At 27.1% G+C, this 16,772-nt stretch carries 12 protein-coding genes and 1 pseudogene; 10 read left to right on the top strand and 3 right to left on the bottom strand.

Features of this window, described 5'->3' with window-relative positions; all coding sequences use genetic code 11:
• Positions 1 to 86 precede the first annotated feature (86 nt).
• Positions 87 to 2,004 (top strand): annotated as a pseudogene (gene dnaK, locus D9V76_RS00795) (molecular chaperone DnaK).
• A 111-nt stretch (positions 2,005 to 2,115) separates the two neighbouring features.
• Positions 2,116 to 3,252, top strand: coding sequence for a molecular chaperone DnaJ (dnaJ, locus tag D9V76_RS00790; protein WP_158336950.1), 1,137 nt, complete (start codon positions 2,116 to 2,118; stop codon positions 3,250 to 3,252).
• Between the two features lie 55 nt (positions 3,253 to 3,307).
• On the opposite strand, the gene rpsT is transcribed toward dnaJ, so the two are convergent.
• Positions 3,308 to 3,577: a 30S ribosomal protein S20 gene (gene rpsT, locus D9V76_RS00785; protein WP_158336949.1), complete on the bottom strand. Its 270-nt coding sequence runs from the start codon at positions 3,575 to 3,577 to the stop codon at positions 3,308 to 3,310.
• A gap of 174 nt (positions 3,578 to 3,751) precedes the next feature.
• Between rpsT and ribF the strand changes: the two genes are divergently transcribed.
• From ribF to folA, 8 genes are all read left to right on the top strand, one after another.
• Positions 3,752 to 4,696 carry a bifunctional riboflavin kinase/FAD synthetase gene (gene ribF, locus D9V76_RS00780; RefSeq protein ID WP_158336948.1) on the top strand — a complete coding sequence of 315 codons (945 nt, stop codon included), beginning with the start codon at positions 3,752 to 3,754 and terminating at the stop codon, positions 4,694 to 4,696.
• Between the two features lie 22 nt (positions 4,697 to 4,718).
• On the top strand, positions 4,719 to 7,535 hold the full coding sequence (gene ileS / locus D9V76_RS00775; RefSeq protein ID WP_158336947.1) for an isoleucine--tRNA ligase: 2,817 nt from the start codon (positions 4,719 to 4,721) through the stop codon (positions 7,533 to 7,535).
• Positions 7,532 to 8,017: a signal peptidase II gene (gene lspA, locus D9V76_RS00770; protein WP_158336946.1), complete on the top strand. Its 486-nt coding sequence runs from the start codon at positions 7,532 to 7,534 to the stop codon at positions 8,015 to 8,017. Before ileS ends, lspA begins: the two co-directional genes overlap by 4 nt.
• A gap of 69 nt (positions 8,018 to 8,086) precedes the next feature.
• Positions 8,087 to 9,031 (top strand): 4-hydroxy-3-methylbut-2-enyl diphosphate reductase, encoded by a 945-nt coding sequence (gene ispH, locus D9V76_RS00765; RefSeq protein ID WP_158336945.1) that lies wholly within the window; start codon positions 8,087 to 8,089, stop codon positions 9,029 to 9,031.
• A gap of 12 nt (positions 9,032 to 9,043) precedes the next feature.
• Positions 9,044 to 9,865 (top strand): 4-hydroxy-tetrahydrodipicolinate reductase, encoded by an 822-nt coding sequence (gene dapB, locus D9V76_RS00760; protein WP_158336944.1) that lies wholly within the window; start codon positions 9,044 to 9,046, stop codon positions 9,863 to 9,865.
• A gap of 154 nt (positions 9,866 to 10,019) precedes the next feature.
• A complete protein-coding gene (carA, locus tag D9V76_RS00755; RefSeq protein ID WP_158336943.1) occupies positions 10,020 to 11,177 on the top strand; it encodes a glutamine-hydrolyzing carbamoyl-phosphate synthase small subunit in 1,158 nt (385 codons plus the stop codon).
• Between the two features lie 13 nt (positions 11,178 to 11,190).
• On the top strand, positions 11,191 to 14,424 hold the full coding sequence (gene carB, locus D9V76_RS00750) for a carbamoyl-phosphate synthase large subunit (RefSeq protein WP_158336942.1): 3,234 nt from the start codon (positions 11,191 to 11,193) through the stop codon (positions 14,422 to 14,424).
• 80 nt (positions 14,425 to 14,504) lie between these two features.
• Positions 14,505 to 14,990 (top strand): type 3 dihydrofolate reductase, encoded by a 486-nt coding sequence (folA, locus tag D9V76_RS00745; protein ID WP_158336941.1) that lies wholly within the window; start codon positions 14,505 to 14,507, stop codon positions 14,988 to 14,990.
• 45 nt (positions 14,991 to 15,035) lie between these two features.
• Here folA and D9V76_RS00740 read toward each other — a convergent pair whose 3' ends face one another.
• Both D9V76_RS00740 and rsmA read right to left on the bottom strand, forming a co-directional pair.
• Positions 15,036 to 15,857 (bottom strand): symmetrical bis(5'-nucleosyl)-tetraphosphatase, encoded by an 822-nt coding sequence (locus tag D9V76_RS00740; RefSeq protein ID WP_158336940.1) that lies wholly within the window; start codon positions 15,855 to 15,857, stop codon positions 15,036 to 15,038.
• Positions 15,858 to 15,902: 45 nt separating this feature from the next.
• Positions 15,903 to 16,715 (bottom strand): 16S rRNA (adenine(1518)-N(6)/adenine(1519)-N(6))-dimethyltransferase RsmA, encoded by an 813-nt coding sequence (rsmA, locus tag D9V76_RS00735; RefSeq protein ID WP_158336939.1) that lies wholly within the window; start codon positions 16,713 to 16,715, stop codon positions 15,903 to 15,905.
• Between the last annotated feature and the right edge of the window lie 57 nt (positions 16,716 to 16,772).

The raw sequence follows: 16,772 nt of genomic DNA, 5'->3' as shown, positions 1-16,772 counted from the left end.
ATGTAGCTAATTAAAAAGCCAAAAAAATGGCCGCATAAAGGTTGAACACCCAATTTATCAAGAGATTATAAAATAGGAGAATTTCAATGGGCAAAATTATTGGTATTGACTTGGGAACAACCAACTCTTGTGTTGCCATTATGGATGGCAACAAACCACGTGTTTTAGAAAATTCAGAAGGTGATCGTACAACACCTTCAATTATTGCGTATACCCAAAAAGGAGAAGTTTTAGTAGGACAACCTGCTAAACGTCAAGCAATAACTAATCCCAAGAATACATTATTTGCTATAAAAAGACTAATTGGTAGAAAGTTTAAAGATGATGAAGTTCAGCGTGATATAAAAATTATGCCATATTCTATTATCAATTCTGAAAATGGAGACGCATGGATTGATATTAAGAAACAAAAAATGGCACCTCCTCAAATTTCTGCAGAAGTGTTAAAAAAAATGAAAAAAACTGCAGAAGACTACTTAGGAGAATCAGTGAAAGAAGCAGTTATTACAGTTCCTGCCTATTTTAATGATGCTCAGAGACAAGCAACTAAGGATGCTGGTAGAATTGCAGGATTAGAAGTCAAAAGAATTATTAACGAACCTACAGCTGCAGCGCTTGCTTATGGTTTAGATAAAGGGGAAGGAAATAGAACTATAGCAGTATACGATTTAGGTGGAGGTACTTTTGATATATCTATTATTGAAATCGATGATGTTGACAAAGAAAAAACATTTGAAGTTCTTGCTACTAATGGAGACACCCATCTTGGTGGAGAAGATTTCGATAGCAGGCTGATTAATTATTTAGTACAAGAATTTAAAAAAGAACAAGGTATTGATTTAAGAAATGATTCATTGGCCATGCAACGCTTAAAAGAATCTGCAGAAAAAGCAAAAATAGAATTATCATCAGCACAACAAACTGATGTAAATCTACCGTATATTACAGCTGATTCTAATGGACCTAAACATTTAAATATTAAAGTTACTCGTTCAAAATTAGAATCTTTAGTAGAAGATCTGGTACTACGTTCTATTGAACCACTTAAAGTAGCGTTAAAAGATGCAGGACTATCTATTTCAGATATCAATGATGTAATATTAGTAGGCGGTCAAACAAGAATGCCTATGGTACAATCTAAAGTAGCAGATTTCTTTGGTAAAGAACCTAGAAAAGATGTTAATCCAGATGAAGCGGTTGCAGTTGGTGCTGCAGTTCAAGGAGGTGTACTTTCAGGCGATGTTAAAGATGTTTTATTGCTTGATGTAACTCCATTGTCATTAGGAATTGAGACTATGGGGGGTATAATGACTTCACTGATAAATAAAAACACAACTATTCCTACTAAACATAGTCAAGTTTTTTCAACAGCAGAAGATAATCAATCCGCTGTAACAATACATATTCTTCAAGGTGAAAGAAAAAGAGCACTAGATAACAAATCTCTAGGTCAATTTAATCTAGACGGAATTGAGCCAGCACCAAGAGGAACGGCACAAATTGAAGTTACATTTGATATTGATTCCGATGGTATATTACATGTATCTGCAAAAGATAAAAAAACTGGAAAGGAACAAAAAATTACTATTAAAGCTTCTTCTGGTCTAAATGAAGACGAAATAAAAAAAATGATTAATGATGCTGAGGCTAATTCCGAAGCAGATCGAAAATTTGAAGAATTAATTCAAATCAGAAATCAAGGTGATCAATTAATACATAGTATTAAAAAACAATATAGTATGAAAAAAAAATAAAATAGAAAATACAGAACTAGAAAAAATTAAATCAGTTTTAGATGAATTAGAAAAATCATTGAAGGGAGAAGATAAAACTGAAATTGAAAAAAATATTCAAAATCTCTTAAAAATTTCATCTAAACTAACAGAAATAAATCAAAAAAAATCAGAAGAAAATTTAAAAAAAGAAAATAAATCATCTGAATCACAAAAAGACGAAAACGTTGTAGACGCAGAATTTGAAGAAATAAAAGATCCTAAAAAATAATAAACATTAATCTAAAAAAGCAGAAAAAGTTATAACAGTATTTAAACTAGCACGGGCGTAGAAAAAAATCTACGCCCGTGCACTTATTTTAAAAGCAGGAAGAACAGTAATATGGCAAAAAAAGATTACTATCAAATTTTAGGAATTCCAAAATCAGCTGAAGAACGAGAAATTAAAAAAGCTTATAAACGATTAGCAATGAAATACCATCCCGATCGCAATCAAGGAGATAAAAGTGCTGAAAACAAGTTTAAGGAAATAAAAGAAGCATATGAAATTTTAATCAATGAAGAAAAAAGAAGCGCATATGATCAATATGGACACGCTGCTTTTGAAAATGGTCACAATCAAAACAATACTTATAATACTTTTACTAGCTCTACAGATTTTGGAGATATCTTTGGCGATGTTTTTGGTGATATTTTCGGAGGCAGTAGAAATCAAAGAGTGAAAAAAGGAGCTGATTTATGCTACAATATGGAGATTTCTTTAGAAGAAGCAGTAAAGGGAGTAATAAAAGAAATTCGTATTCCAACTTTTCAAAAATGTAAAACTTGTTATGGTACAGGGGCAAGTGCTGGTACCAAGCCGAATGGATGCTCAACATGTCATGGAAAAGGTCAAATTCATATTAGAAAAGGATTTTTCACTGTTCAACAATCATGTCCTAAATGTAATGGAAGAGGTACAGTAATTAAAAATCCATGCCATATATGTCGAGGACAGGGAAGAATAAAAACAAACAAAATATTGTCGGTAAAGATTCCATCTGGTATCGATACTAATGATAAGATTCGATTAAGTCATGAAGGTGAAGCCGGAATAAATGGCGCACCATCAGGTGATCTTTATGTACAAATGACAGTTAACAAACATCCTATTTTTGAAAGAGAAGATAATAACCTTTACTGTGAAGTACCAATCAATTTTACTATGGCTGCATTAGGTGGAGAAATAGAAGTACCTACTTTAGATGGTAGAGTTAAGTTGAAGATACCGTCTGAAACTCAATCAGGAAAACTTTTCCGTATTCGAGGAAAAGGCGTAAAATCAGTACAAAGTAGAAGCAAAGGCGATTTATTATGTCGTGTCGTAGTAGAAACTCCAGTCAATCTCAATGAACAACAAAAATATCTTTTAAATGAGCTAGGGAATAGTTTTAATGGATTTCGAGGAGATAAAAATAGTCCACGTTCAAAAAGGTTTTTTGATGGTGTAAAAAGATTTTTTGATGATTTAACAAAATAAAAAACTTATAAAGTATTGCTTCTTAAAAAATTAGAGGCAATACTTTTTTAAAAAATTAATTTTTATGCAATTTTGCAATCTTTAACGATAAAATAGATTTATATCTTGCAGCTTTGTTTTTATGTATTAAACCCTTAGTTGCATATTTATCAATAATAGGTTGCATGTTCTTAAAAGCATCATATGATTTTTCTTTATTTCCAGAAATAACAGCCAAACGAACTTTTTTTATAAAAGTACGAATTTTTGAACGTTGACTAGCATTTTTTTTACGACGTTCTTCTGATGTTATAGAATCTTTTTTAGCAGATTTAATATTTGCCAATTTTAACTCCCAAATGTAAAAAATAAATTTTAAATAATTTTTTAAAAAATGAAAAATTCGTATATAAATAAAAATAATATTATATATTATGAAGAATAATACATCAAAATTATTTGTAAAATAAACAATATTTTTTAATATAAAATCATTTTATTTCATTAGGTTAATTTAACAATGAAGCTCATACGAGGCATTTGTAATCTAAAAAAAATAAATTCTAATTCAGCTGTTAGTATTGGAAATTTTGATGGAATACATTTGGGACATCAAAAATTGCTTTCTAATTTATACGAAATAGGAAAAAAAAATAACATACCAACTATAGTTATTTTATTTGAACCACAACCATTAGAATTTTTAAATACTCAAAATCCTCCAAAAAGAATTACAACGTTACAAAATAAAATTAAGTATATTCAATTATGGAAAATCGATATTATTTTATGTATTAAATTTAATGAATATTTTTCATCTTTAAGTGCAGAAAAATTTATAAAAAACGTTTTAATAAAAAAATTAAATATAAAATTCATAATAATTGGAGATGATTTTAGATTTGGATCAAAAAGAAATGGAAATATATCTCTCTTAAAGAAAATTGGATATCAATACAATTTTAAAGTAATAGAAATTAGTGCCTTATTATATAAAAACATAATTAAAATAAGCAGTACTAATATAAGAAAATGTTTATTAGAAAATAAAATTGAACTAGTAAGAAAATTACTTGGTCGCCCATTTAGTATTTTAGGTCGTGTAATTCATGGAAACAAAATAGGACGAAAATTAGGATATCCAACAGCAAATATATTATTACATAAAAATATACCCATAAATAATGGAGTATACGCTGTAAAGGTTTCATGTTTCTTGAACAAAGATTTTATAGGAATATGCAATATTGGAATTAAACCAAGTTATTTTCATTCGAAAAAAAATAGACTTCTTGAAGTCTATTTATTCAATTTTAATATTGATTTATATGAAAAGAAAATAGAAGTTTTTTTATACAAAAAAATAAGAGATGAATGTTTCTTTTCTTCTATAGAAAAGTTAAAAGAACAAATTTCTAAAGATGTTAAAATTGTTAAAAAATATTTTAACATTAATTATAATTAATATACAAATTAAAGAGAAAATTATGAATGATTATAAAAATACTTTAAATTTACCTAAAACACAGTTTTCTATGCGTGCGAATCTGTCTCAAAAAGAACCAGAAATATTAAAAAATTGGTATGAAAATAATCTTTATAAATTAATAAGACAAAAAAAAGAAGGTAAAAAAATTTTTTTTCTTCATGATGGACCTCCATATGCTAATGGAAACATTCATATTGGACATGCAGTGAACAAAATTTTAAAAGATATAATTATAAAATCAAAAAATATGTCAGGTTTCGATGCTCCCTATATACCGTCTTGGGATTGTCATGGATTACCTATTGAACAAAAAGTTGAAGAACAGATAGGTTTAAAAAGCAAAAATGTAATTACTTCAATATTTCAAAAAAAATGCAGACAATATGCAGAAAAACAAATAAAAAAGCAAAAAAAAGATTTTATTAGATTAGGTGTAATTGGAGATTGGGAAAAACCATATCTTACAATGAATTTTAAAAATGAAGCTAATATAATTAAAACACTGTCTAAAATTATTGAAGAAAAATACTTATATAAAGAATCTAAACCTATACATTGGTGTTTAAAATGCCATTCATCTTTATCTGATGCAGAGATCGAACATTTTTATAAAGAATCCGATTCAATCTTTGTTGCCATGAAAAGTAAAAATAATAAAATTTTTAAAGAAGTACTAAATCTTAGTATATCAAGTGAAAAAGACATATATCTACCCATTTGGACAACTACACCATGGACTCTTCCATCAAGTCAAGCTATTGCAGTAAATCCAACTTTTGAGTATCAACTAATAGAAACTAAAAAATACAATTTAATTTTAGCAAAAAAATTAGTTGAAAACGTAATGAAAATTTTAGAAATAAAAAATTGGAACATTTTAATTTCTTTTCAAGGTAAAAATTTAGAAGGAACAAAATTTTTACATCCATTTTTAAAAAACATTTCTTTACCTGTAATATTGGGAAAACATATTACTCTTGATTCAGGTACAGGAGCTGTTCATACAGCACCTGATCATGGACCAGATGATTATATCGTTAGTCAAAAATACAAAATAAAAACAATTAATTTAGTAGATTTTAAAGGTAATTATATAAATAACGTACATCCCAAATTAGATGGGATAAATATTTTTAAAGCTAATAAAATAATTATAAATTTATTAATCAAAGAAAATTGTTTATTGCATCATGAGATTTTAAAACATAGTTATCCACATTGTTGGAGACATAAAACTCCTGTTATATTTAGAGCAACTGAACAATGGTTTATAAAAATTGATAAGAACAAACTGCGTTATAAAACTATTGAAGAAATCAAAAAAGTATCATGGATACCTAAATGGGGAGAATCTAGAATAAAACAAATGATAAAAAAAAGACCTGATTGGTGTATTTCAAGACAAAGAAAATGGGGTGTACCAATGTGTCTTTTTATACATAAAAAAACAGGAAATATTCATCCCGAAAATACTTTCTTAATGGAAAAAATAATAAAAAAAGTAGAATTAGAAGGAATAGAAGCATGGTGGAAAATTGATTTAAAAGAAATATTAGGTGAAACATATAACATGTATGATCAAATATTTGATATATTAGACGTATGGTTTGAATCAGGAAATACTCATACTTTAATAAAATATAAAAATAAAAAATACAGTAAAAATTACGCAGATATGTTTTTAGAAGGTTCTGATCAACATAGAGGATGGTTTATGTCATCATTAATTATTTCTATGTTAACAAAAAATAAATCACCATATTCTGAAGTTTTAACTCATGGTTTTGTAGTTGATAAAAATGGTCAAAAAATGTCTAAATCTATAGGAAATACCATTAGTCCTAATGAAATAGTAAAAACATTAGGGGGAGATATTTTAAGACTATGGGTGGCTTCTTCTAATTATTCTAATGACATTTCTATTTCTAATGAAATTCTAAAACGCTCTTCAGACATTTATCGAAGAATAAGAAATACAGCACGTTTTATGTTAGCAAACATAAATGATTTCAATCCTAAAAAAAATACTGTTTTAAAAGAAAACATGGTTCTTTTAGATCGTTGGGCTATAAGTCAAGCAAAAAAAGTACAAGAAGAAATTATTGAGTTTTATGAAAAGTACAACTTTCATGCAGTAATAAAACGTTTAATGTATTTTTGCTCTATCGAAATGGGTTCTTTCTATCTTGATATTATAAAAGATAGACAATATACTCTAAAAAAAAACAGTCAAGAACGAAGAAGTTGTCAAACAGCTATATACTATATAATTAACGCTCTTGTTCGTTGGATAGCACCAATATTATCATTTACTGCCGATGAAATTTGGAATCACTTACCTGGAGAACATAATAAATATGTATTCACGGAAGAATGGTTTGATAAATTATTTGATTTAGATGAAAATGATGTATTTAACTATGATTATTGGAATAATCTAATAGAAATGAAAAATGAAATAAATAAATTTCTAGAAGAAGAAATAAAAAATAAAAACATAAAAAGTTCACTAGAAGCCTCTTTAATATTATACGTAACCCCAGAAATAAAACAAAAATTAAATATTTTAGGAGAAGAATTAAAATTTATATTTTTAACATCTAAAGTACAAATAAAATTATATGACACAGCACCAAAAAATTCAAAAAAAAGTGAAAAAATTTCTGATTTTAAAGTGCTTTTAAAAAAAATAAAAGAAAAAAAATGTCCAAGATGTTGGCACTATAACATTTTTATTAAAAAAAATAATGATGAAATTTGTACACGTTGTCTTCTAAATACGAAAGGAAATGGTGAAAAGCGTATTTTTATATGAAGAAAAAACACTATTTTAAAAAATTCTATTGGATTTATATCACTATAATAGTTTTTATTGTAACAATAGATTTTTATAGTAAAAAATGGATTTTAAATAATTTGAATATATATGAAAAACAAAAAATATTTTTAATATTAAATTTATTTCATGTACACAATTTTGGAGCAGCATTTAGTCTACTATCAGATCAAAACGGATGGCAAAAATATTTTTTATTAATATTTAGTATAGTTGTTATATTAGTGCTAATAAAAATGATTATAAAGTTTAAAAAAAAAGATAAAAATAAAATTCTTTCTTATTCTCTAATTCTCGCAGGAGCAATAGGAAATTTAATAGATCGTATTAATTATGGATTTGTAATAGATTTTATTGATTTACATATTAAAAATTGGCATTTTGCAACATTCAATATAGCTGATTTCAGTATATTTATTGGGATGATTATAATTATGAAAAATAATTATTATAATTCATAATTAATCCCTAATTCATTTTTAATCAAAAAAATTAAATTTTTTTATAATTAAATATATTTTGAGAAAACAGTGAACATTATATTAGCCAACCCAAGAGGTTTCTGCGCAGGCGTTAAAAGAGCTATCTTAATGGTTGAAAATGCTTTAAAAATTTATAAAAAAACTATTTATGTTCAGCATGAACTAGTACATAATCAATATGTTATAGAACAATTACGTCAAAAGGGAGTTATCTTTGTTGAAGACATTGCAGATATTCCAAATAGTTCCATAGTAGTTTTTTCAGCACACGGAGTATCAAAAAAAATAAAAAAAAAAGCTATAAAAAAAAATTTAACAATATTAAATGCAACTTGTCCATTAGTTACAAAAGTACATTTAGAAGTTTCAAAATCAAGTAAAAATGGTATAGAAACAATTCTAATTGGTCATAAAGGTCATCCTGAAGTTATTGGGACAATCGGTCAATATGACAATAAAAAAGGAAAAATACATCTTGTTGAATCAATAGAAGATGTAAATAAGTTATCGATTAAAATAGATAAAAAATTAAATTTTTTCACACAAACAACTTTATCTATTAAAAACACTCAATCTATCATTTTATCTTTAAAAAAGAAATTTTTAAATATATCTGGTCCTAAAAAAGAGGATATATGCTATGCAACAACAAATCGACAAAATGCAATTCTTAAATTATCGAAAATAACTGATATAATACTTGTAATCGGCTCTAAAAATTCTTCTAATTCCAACCGTCTTGCAGAATTAGGAAAAGAAACAGGTGTATTTACGAAACAAATTGAATCATTTTCTGATATTAGAGAAGAATGGATTAAAAACAAAAAAAATATTGGGATTACAGCTGGCGCTTCTGCACCTGATATATTAGTAACAGAAGTAATTGAATATTTAAAAAAACTAGGTTTTAAAAATCCACCAAAAGAAATTTTGGGAGATAAAGAAAAAACAATTTTTAAGATACCTAAGAATTTAATATATATGCAAAATTAGAAAAATAAAATTATGAAAAAAAAAATAACTCGTATTGCAATTACTGGTGCTATGGGTCGTATGGGCCGGGTGTTGATTAAAGAAATACAAAAGAATAAAAATACTATTTTAACCACTGCATTAGTCAAAAAAAATCATCCATTGGTTGGTGAAGATATAGGAGAAAAAATTGGAATAGGTAAAATAGGCGTATCTATTGATAATACTTTGAATATAGAAAAAAATAACTTTGATGTTTTAATCGATTTCACGAAACCAAGCAGTACTTTATATTTTTTAGAACAATGTTGTAAATTTAAAAAAAATATTATTATTGGTACAACTGGTTTTTCAAATGAAGAAAATAAGAACATAAATGCATATTCTGAAAAAATTGCTTTAATGATTTCATCAAATTTTAGTATTGGAATAAATTTACTTTGTCAATTAGTTCAAAAAACTACTAAAATTTTAGGAAATACTTCAGACATTGATATTATAGAATTTCATCATAGAAATAAAATAGATATACCTTCAGGAACAGCATTAACTATTGGAGAAACTATATCAAAAGTTATGAATTGGGAATTAAATAAACATTCTTTGTATTATAAAAAAGGTATTACAAAAAAAATTAGAGAAATAAAAAAAATTGGTTTTTCTAGTATAAGATCAGGAAATGTTATCGGAAAACATAGTGTTTTATTTTCAAGTTCTGATGAAGAAATTAAAATAACTCACAGTGCTTTTAATCGAGACTCTTTTGCCAAAGGTGCCATTGAATCAGCAATATGGATTCACGAAAAAAATCAAGGATTATTTAATATGAACGATATACTAAAGGATAAATTTTAAATTATTCATGATTTATATTAATAAAATTTTAAAAATATAAATATTTATTACGATAATAGACAAAAATATTAATTTTAGTTAAAATACAATTTTTCATTATTTTTTAATAATCCCGATTACATTCAAAATTCAATTAATATTCAAAATTTTTTTAATGGAGGACGCTTTGGGCCAATTAGCAGTACTAGTTTTAGAAGATGGAACTAGATTTCATGGACGTTCTATTGGAGCTAAGGGGACAACTGTAGGCGAAGTTGTTTTTAATACATCAATCACTGGGTATCAAGAAATAATCACCGATCCTTCTTATTCACATCAAATTGTAACATTAACTCATCCCCACATTGGAAATATCGGAACTAATCATAACGACGAAGAATCATCTAAAATTCATATAAGAGGACTAATTATTCGTGATATGTCACCAATATCAAGTAACTATCGCAGCGAAAAAGACTTCTCTTCTTACTTAAAAGAAAATAATATTGTTGCAATATCAGATATTGATACAAGAAAATTAACACGAATTTTACGTACGAAAGGTTCGCAAAATGGATGTATTATAGAAGATAAAAAAGAAAACTATAGTATAGCACATAGAAAAGCAAAAAATTTTTTAAGTTTACAAGGATTAGATTTAGCTAAAAAAGTTAGTACTAAATTTATTTATAATTGGGAAAAAGGTAGCATTTTTATTAATGAAAAAAAACCTTGTCCTGAAAAGAAAAAAAAATTTTTATTTCATATTGTTGTATATGATTTTGGGGTTAAAAGAAATATATTACGTATGCTTGTAGATAGAGGATGTTATCTAACTGTAGTGCCAGCTAAAACCGATCCTAAAACAGTCTTAGACTTACATCCTGATGGAATTTTTCTATCTAATGGTCCAGGTGATCCTAGACCATGCGATTATGCCATTCATGCAATTCAATACTTCTTAAAAATAAACATCCCTATTTTCGGAATTTGTTTAGGACATCAGCTTCTTGCATTAGCTAGTGGAGCTAATATTATCAAAATGAAATTTGGTCATCACGGTGGAAATCATCCTGTAAAAGAAATTAAAACAAATCGAGTGATAATTACATCACAAAATCATAGTTTCACTGTAGATATAAAAAATATGCCAAATAATATTGCTATAACACATAGTTCACTCTTTGACGGAACATTACAAGGGCTATGTTTAACTGATAAATTAGCTTTTAGTTTTCAAGGACATCCAGAAGCTAGTCCTGGACCACATGATGCTTCATCTTTATTTGATCATTTTGTTAAATTACTCAATCAAGTAAAGCTCAGTAATTAATTAGAGAAAAAAGATGCCTAAATCTACTGATATAAAATCAATTTTAATTCTTGGTGCAGGTCCAATAGTTATTGGACAAGCATGTGAGTTTGATTATTCAGGTGCACAAGCATGCAAAGCACTAAAGGAAGAAGGTTATAAAATTATCCTGGTAAATTCAAATCCTGCAACTATTATGACTGATCCTTGTATGGCAGATGCTACATATATTGAACCTATTCACTGGAAAATAGTTGAAAAAATTATACAAAAAGAAAAACCTGATGCCTTACTGCCTACTATGGGTGGTCAAACTGCACTAAATTGTGCTTTAGAATTAGATCAAAGAGGAATACTAAAAAAATTTAATGTAAAAATAATAGGCGCCACTATTAATGCTATTAATAAAGCAGAAGATAGAAAATTATTTGAAGATTCCATGAAAAAACTGAATCTCAAGACTGCAAAATGCGGAATTGCACATAATATTCAAGAAGCATTGTCTGTTTTAAAAAATGTAGGTTTTCCATGTATTATCCGCCCTTCGTTTACTATGGGTGGACATGGTGGAGGAATTGCCTATAATCAAGAAGAATTTGAAGATATTTGCGAGAGAGGATTAAAATTATCTCCTACTACTGAACTCTTAATTGATGAATCACTTATTGGTTGGAAAGAATATGAAATGGAAGTTGTAAGAGATAAAAATAACAATTGTATCATTGTATGTTCAATTGAAAATTTAGATCCCATGGGCATTCATACTGGTGATTCAATTACCATAGCACCAGCTCAAACTTTAAGTGATAAAGAATACCAAATTATGAGAAATGCTTCTATGTCTATTTTACGAGAAATAGGTGTGGAAACAGGAGGTTCTAACGTACAATTTGCAATCAATCCAAAAGACGGTCGTATGATTGTAATCGAAATGAATCCTCGAGTTTCTCGTTCTTCTGCTTTAGCTTCCAAAGCAACTGGTTTCCCAATCGCAAAAATAGCAGCTAAATTAGCTGTAGGATATACATTAGATGAACTTGCTAATGATATAACAGGGATTAACACCACAGCATCCTTTGAACCGTCAATAGATTATATAGTAACTAAAATTCCTAGATTTAATTTTGAAAAATTTTTAGGGTGCAACGATAGACTTACTACTCAAATGAAATCTGTCGGAGAAGTAATGGCAATAGGACGAACTTTTCAAGAATCTATACAAAAAGCTATTTGTGGATTAGAAATTGGAGCAAGTGGTTTCGATTCTAAAGTATCGTTTTCAGATAAAAAGCAACATCTAATAAAAATTAGACATGAACTAAAAGATGCCGGAGCTGAAAGAATTTGGTATATAGGTGACGCATTTCGTTCCGGAATGTCTGTAAATGACGTATTTGAGTTAACGTCTATTGACCCTTGGTTTCTTGTTCAAATTCAAGAAATTATTTTCTTAGAGAAAAAAATTATACAAAATGGATTTATTGGACTAGATTATAATTTCTTTTATTTTATTAAAAGAAAAGGTTTTTCAGATTTACGGATAGCAATTTTAACTAATAAAAAAGAAGAAGAAATTCGTCAACTTCGATATAAGCTAAATTTACATCCTGTTTATAAACGAATTGATACTTGTTCAGCTGAATTTTCTACTGAAACGGCATATATGTATTCAACATGGGAAGATGAATGTGAATCTTATGCAACAAAAAACACCGAGAAAATTATTGTTATAGGTGGAGGACCTAATAGAATAGGACAAGGAATAGAATTTGACTATTGTTGTGTACATGCAGCCCAAGCTTTGAGAGAAGATGGTTTCGAAGCAATTATGATAAATTGCAATCCAGAAACTGTTTCTACAGATTACGATATTTCCGATCGACTTTATTTTGAACCGATTACATTAGAAAATGTTTTAGAAATAGTGAGAATTGAAAATCCTAAAGGAGTGATTATTCAATACGGAGGCCAAACACCATTAAAATTAGCACGTCAATTTGAAAAAGAAGGCATACCAATTATTGGAACTAGTCCTGATGCAATCGATAAAGCAGAAGATCGTAATCGTTTTCAAAAAATTGTAACTGAATTAAAATTAAAACAACCTTTAAATGCCACCGTTCTCACTCTAGAAGAAGCACATCAAAAAGCTATAGAAATTGGTTATCCTATTATGGTTCGTCCATCTTATGTATTAGGTGGTAGAGCAATGGAAATTGTTTATGAACCATGTGATCTAGATAACTATTTTAAAAAAGTTTTAAAAAATAACGATATTACTCCAATTTTATTGGATCAATATTTAAACTATGCTATAGAAGTAGACGTAGATGCAATATGTGATGGGAAAAGGGTATTAATTGGAGGAATAATGGAACATATTGAGCAAGCTGGAGTACATTCTGGAGACTCTGCATGTTCTTTACCAGCATACACATTAACACATAAAATTCAAAACAAAATTAGAGAACAAGTTAAAAAACTAGCTTTTGCATTATCAGTCAGGGGGTTAATGAACGTACAATTTGCTATAAAAAACAATGAAATATATATTATTGAAGTCAATCCCAGAGCCGCCCGAACAGTGCCATTTGTCTCAAAAGCAACAGGTTTAGCACTTGCAAAAATCTCTGTTCGTGTAATGTATGGTAAAACGCTATCAGAACAAGGATTTTATAAAGAAATCATACCATCATATTTTTCAGTAAAAGAAGCAGTTCTTCCCTTTGATAAATTTCAAGGAGTAGATCCTATCCTGGGCCCTGAAATGCGCTCTACAGGTGAAGTTATGGGAATAGGAAAAAATTTCTCAGAAGCGTTTTCTAAAGCAATGCTAGGTGCTCACACAAATATGAAAAAATCGGGTCGAGTTCTTCTTTCAGTAAGAGATGATGATAAAAACAGTATTGTGAATTTAGCAGTTAAACTACAAAAATTTGGTTTTAAAATAGATGCTACTAAAGGTACTTCTATGGCATTAAAAAAATCTGGAATTATATCTCGATTAGTAAACAAGGTACATGAAGGTAGACCTCATATACAAGATCGTTTAAAAAATGGAGAATATTCATACATTGTAAATACGACATCTTGTCATCAAGGGATGAAAGATTCTAAATTAATATGTCGTAGTGCTTTACAATATAAAGTACATTATGACACTACTGTTAACGGCGCCTTTGCAACTGTCATGGCATTAAACGAAGAGCCAACAAAAAACATTATATCTTTACAAGAAATTCACAAAAAAATAAATTTAATTTATTAAAAAAATTAAGTTTATAATTTTTTATAAATATGTTGTAAAACATATTTATAATTTTAAATTTTAAAAAATTATAAATAAACATGAAAATTAGTTTAATTGCAGCAATTTCAAATAACTTAGTTATTGGAAATAATAATAAAATGCCTTGGTATCTTCCAGAAGATCTCAAATGGTTTAAAAAAAATACAATACATAAAAATGTTATTATGGGACGACTTACATGGGACTCTATTTTAAAGAATCCTTTACCAATGCGAACAAATATTGTTATTAGTCATAAAAAAATTATAAAAAAAGGTGTCATATGGGCAAATTCAATCTCTAAAGCATTACTTGCTACTAAATATGATAAAGAAATTATGGTTATCGGAGGAGCAGAAATATATAAACAAATGTTATTCTACGCAAATAAGCTATATTTAACACATGTAGATTTTAATGGAATCGGTGATACTTATTTTCCTCAGTATAAATTATATAAATCTTGGAAAACAATATTTAGAAAACAACATTTTAAAGATAAAAATAATCCTTATAATTTGTGTTTTGAAATTTTATCAAGATAAAAAAGTACATGAATTAAATAATTAAAAATATTTTTTTATTTCATTTCAACTAGCATTTTTTTGAAAAGATTGAGAAAAATATTTCTTATCTTCCCATCGAAACATAATTAATTTTCCTCCCCAACAGCAACCATTGTCTAATGGGAAAAATGGTTGAGATATTTTTATTCCTTTTAAAGAAGACCAGTGTCCAAAAAAAACTGAATATTCTTTTGGAAAATTATACGGCATTTTAAACCATGGTATCAGGGGATACTGAACTAAATTAGGAGATTTTTTACAAAAAAGATTTAATCTACCATCAGGATAACAATATCTCATACGTGTAAAAACATTAATACTATATCTTAATCGATCTAATTTATTTAAATTTAAGTTCCAATAATTAATTTTGTTGTTAAAAACAGATTTTAAAAAAGAAGGATAATTTTTACTTGACAAACATTCTTCAATTTCTAATGCATATTTTTTTGCTGTATCAAGATTCCATTTAGGACTAATACCAGCATGTGACATAATAATTTTTCGTTTTTCATCAATTTTTAAAAAAGATTGACATCGCAACCAATTAATCAATTCTAAACTATCTTTTGCAGATAAAAACTCATCAAAAAAATTTTCTTTTTTGTTTTCTTTAACACCAGAGTATACTGCGATTAAATTTAAATCGTGATTTCCAAGTATTATTTTTACTCTTTTTTTTAAAGAATATAAATATCTAATTACTTTAAGAGAATTTGGTCCTCTGGATACTAAATCACCTGCAATCCATAAAAAATCTTTTTTATCATCAAAACAAGATTTTTTTAAAAGTAATTTAAATTCTTTATAACAACCATGAATATCACTAATAAAATAAATGCTCATATGTTTTTTCACTTTTTTGAAAGAAAAATAATTAAGTAAAAATTTTTATTTTTTGAAAATATTGTTTTCAATTATATAATTAGATAATTCGCAATACTGTAATATAGAAAGGTTTTCTGCTCTTAATTTCGGATTAATATTTAATCTTAAAAAAATTTTTTCAGAAAATATTTCTCCTAAACTATGACGTAATATTTTTCTTCTTTTTTGAAAAGCTAAATTTGTTATATAACTAAGAATTTTAATATCATGAGTAAAATAAGGAGATTTTTTATAAGGAATTAAATTAACAAATGTAGAATTAATCTTAGGAATAGGTCGAAAATTTTCAGGTGAAACATTAAATATTATTTTAATATTACAATAATATTGAGCTATAATACTTAAACGACCATATGATTTGTTTCCTGGAGAAGCAACTAAACGTTCAGCAACCTCTTTTTGCAACATAAAATTCATATCTTGAATTATTTTATTTTTTTCGAACAAACAAAGAAGTAAAGATGTAGCAATATTATATGGTAAATTTCCAAAAATACGAATTAATTGATTTTTTTCATAAAATACATTGTAATAATCAAAAATTAAAGCGTCTTGACAAGATACTATTAGCTTTGAATAAAAAGAATGTTTTTTTAAAAAATTCAATAAATTTGAATCAATTTCCACGACGATCAACTCATCTATTATACTGCATACAGGTTTAGTCAATGCACCTAACCCAGGACCAATTTCAACTAGTGTTTGTTGTAGTTGAGGATCTATAAATTTAACTATTTTTTTAATTAAATCTTGATTTATAAGAAAATTTTGACTCAATCTTTTAAGAGGAAAATGTTTTTTTATTTTTTTATTCATTAGAATATACTAATTATTTGATATAAAATCAAAAATTTTTACTAAAAAATTGATTTT

It is taken from the genome of Buchnera aphidicola (Rhopalosiphum padi), assembly GCF_005080845.1.
GTDB classification, from domain to species: domain Bacteria; phylum Pseudomonadota; class Gammaproteobacteria; order Enterobacterales; family Enterobacteriaceae; genus Buchnera; species Buchnera aphidicola_AO.
This window is presented reverse-complemented; position numbering and strand designations above follow the sequence as displayed.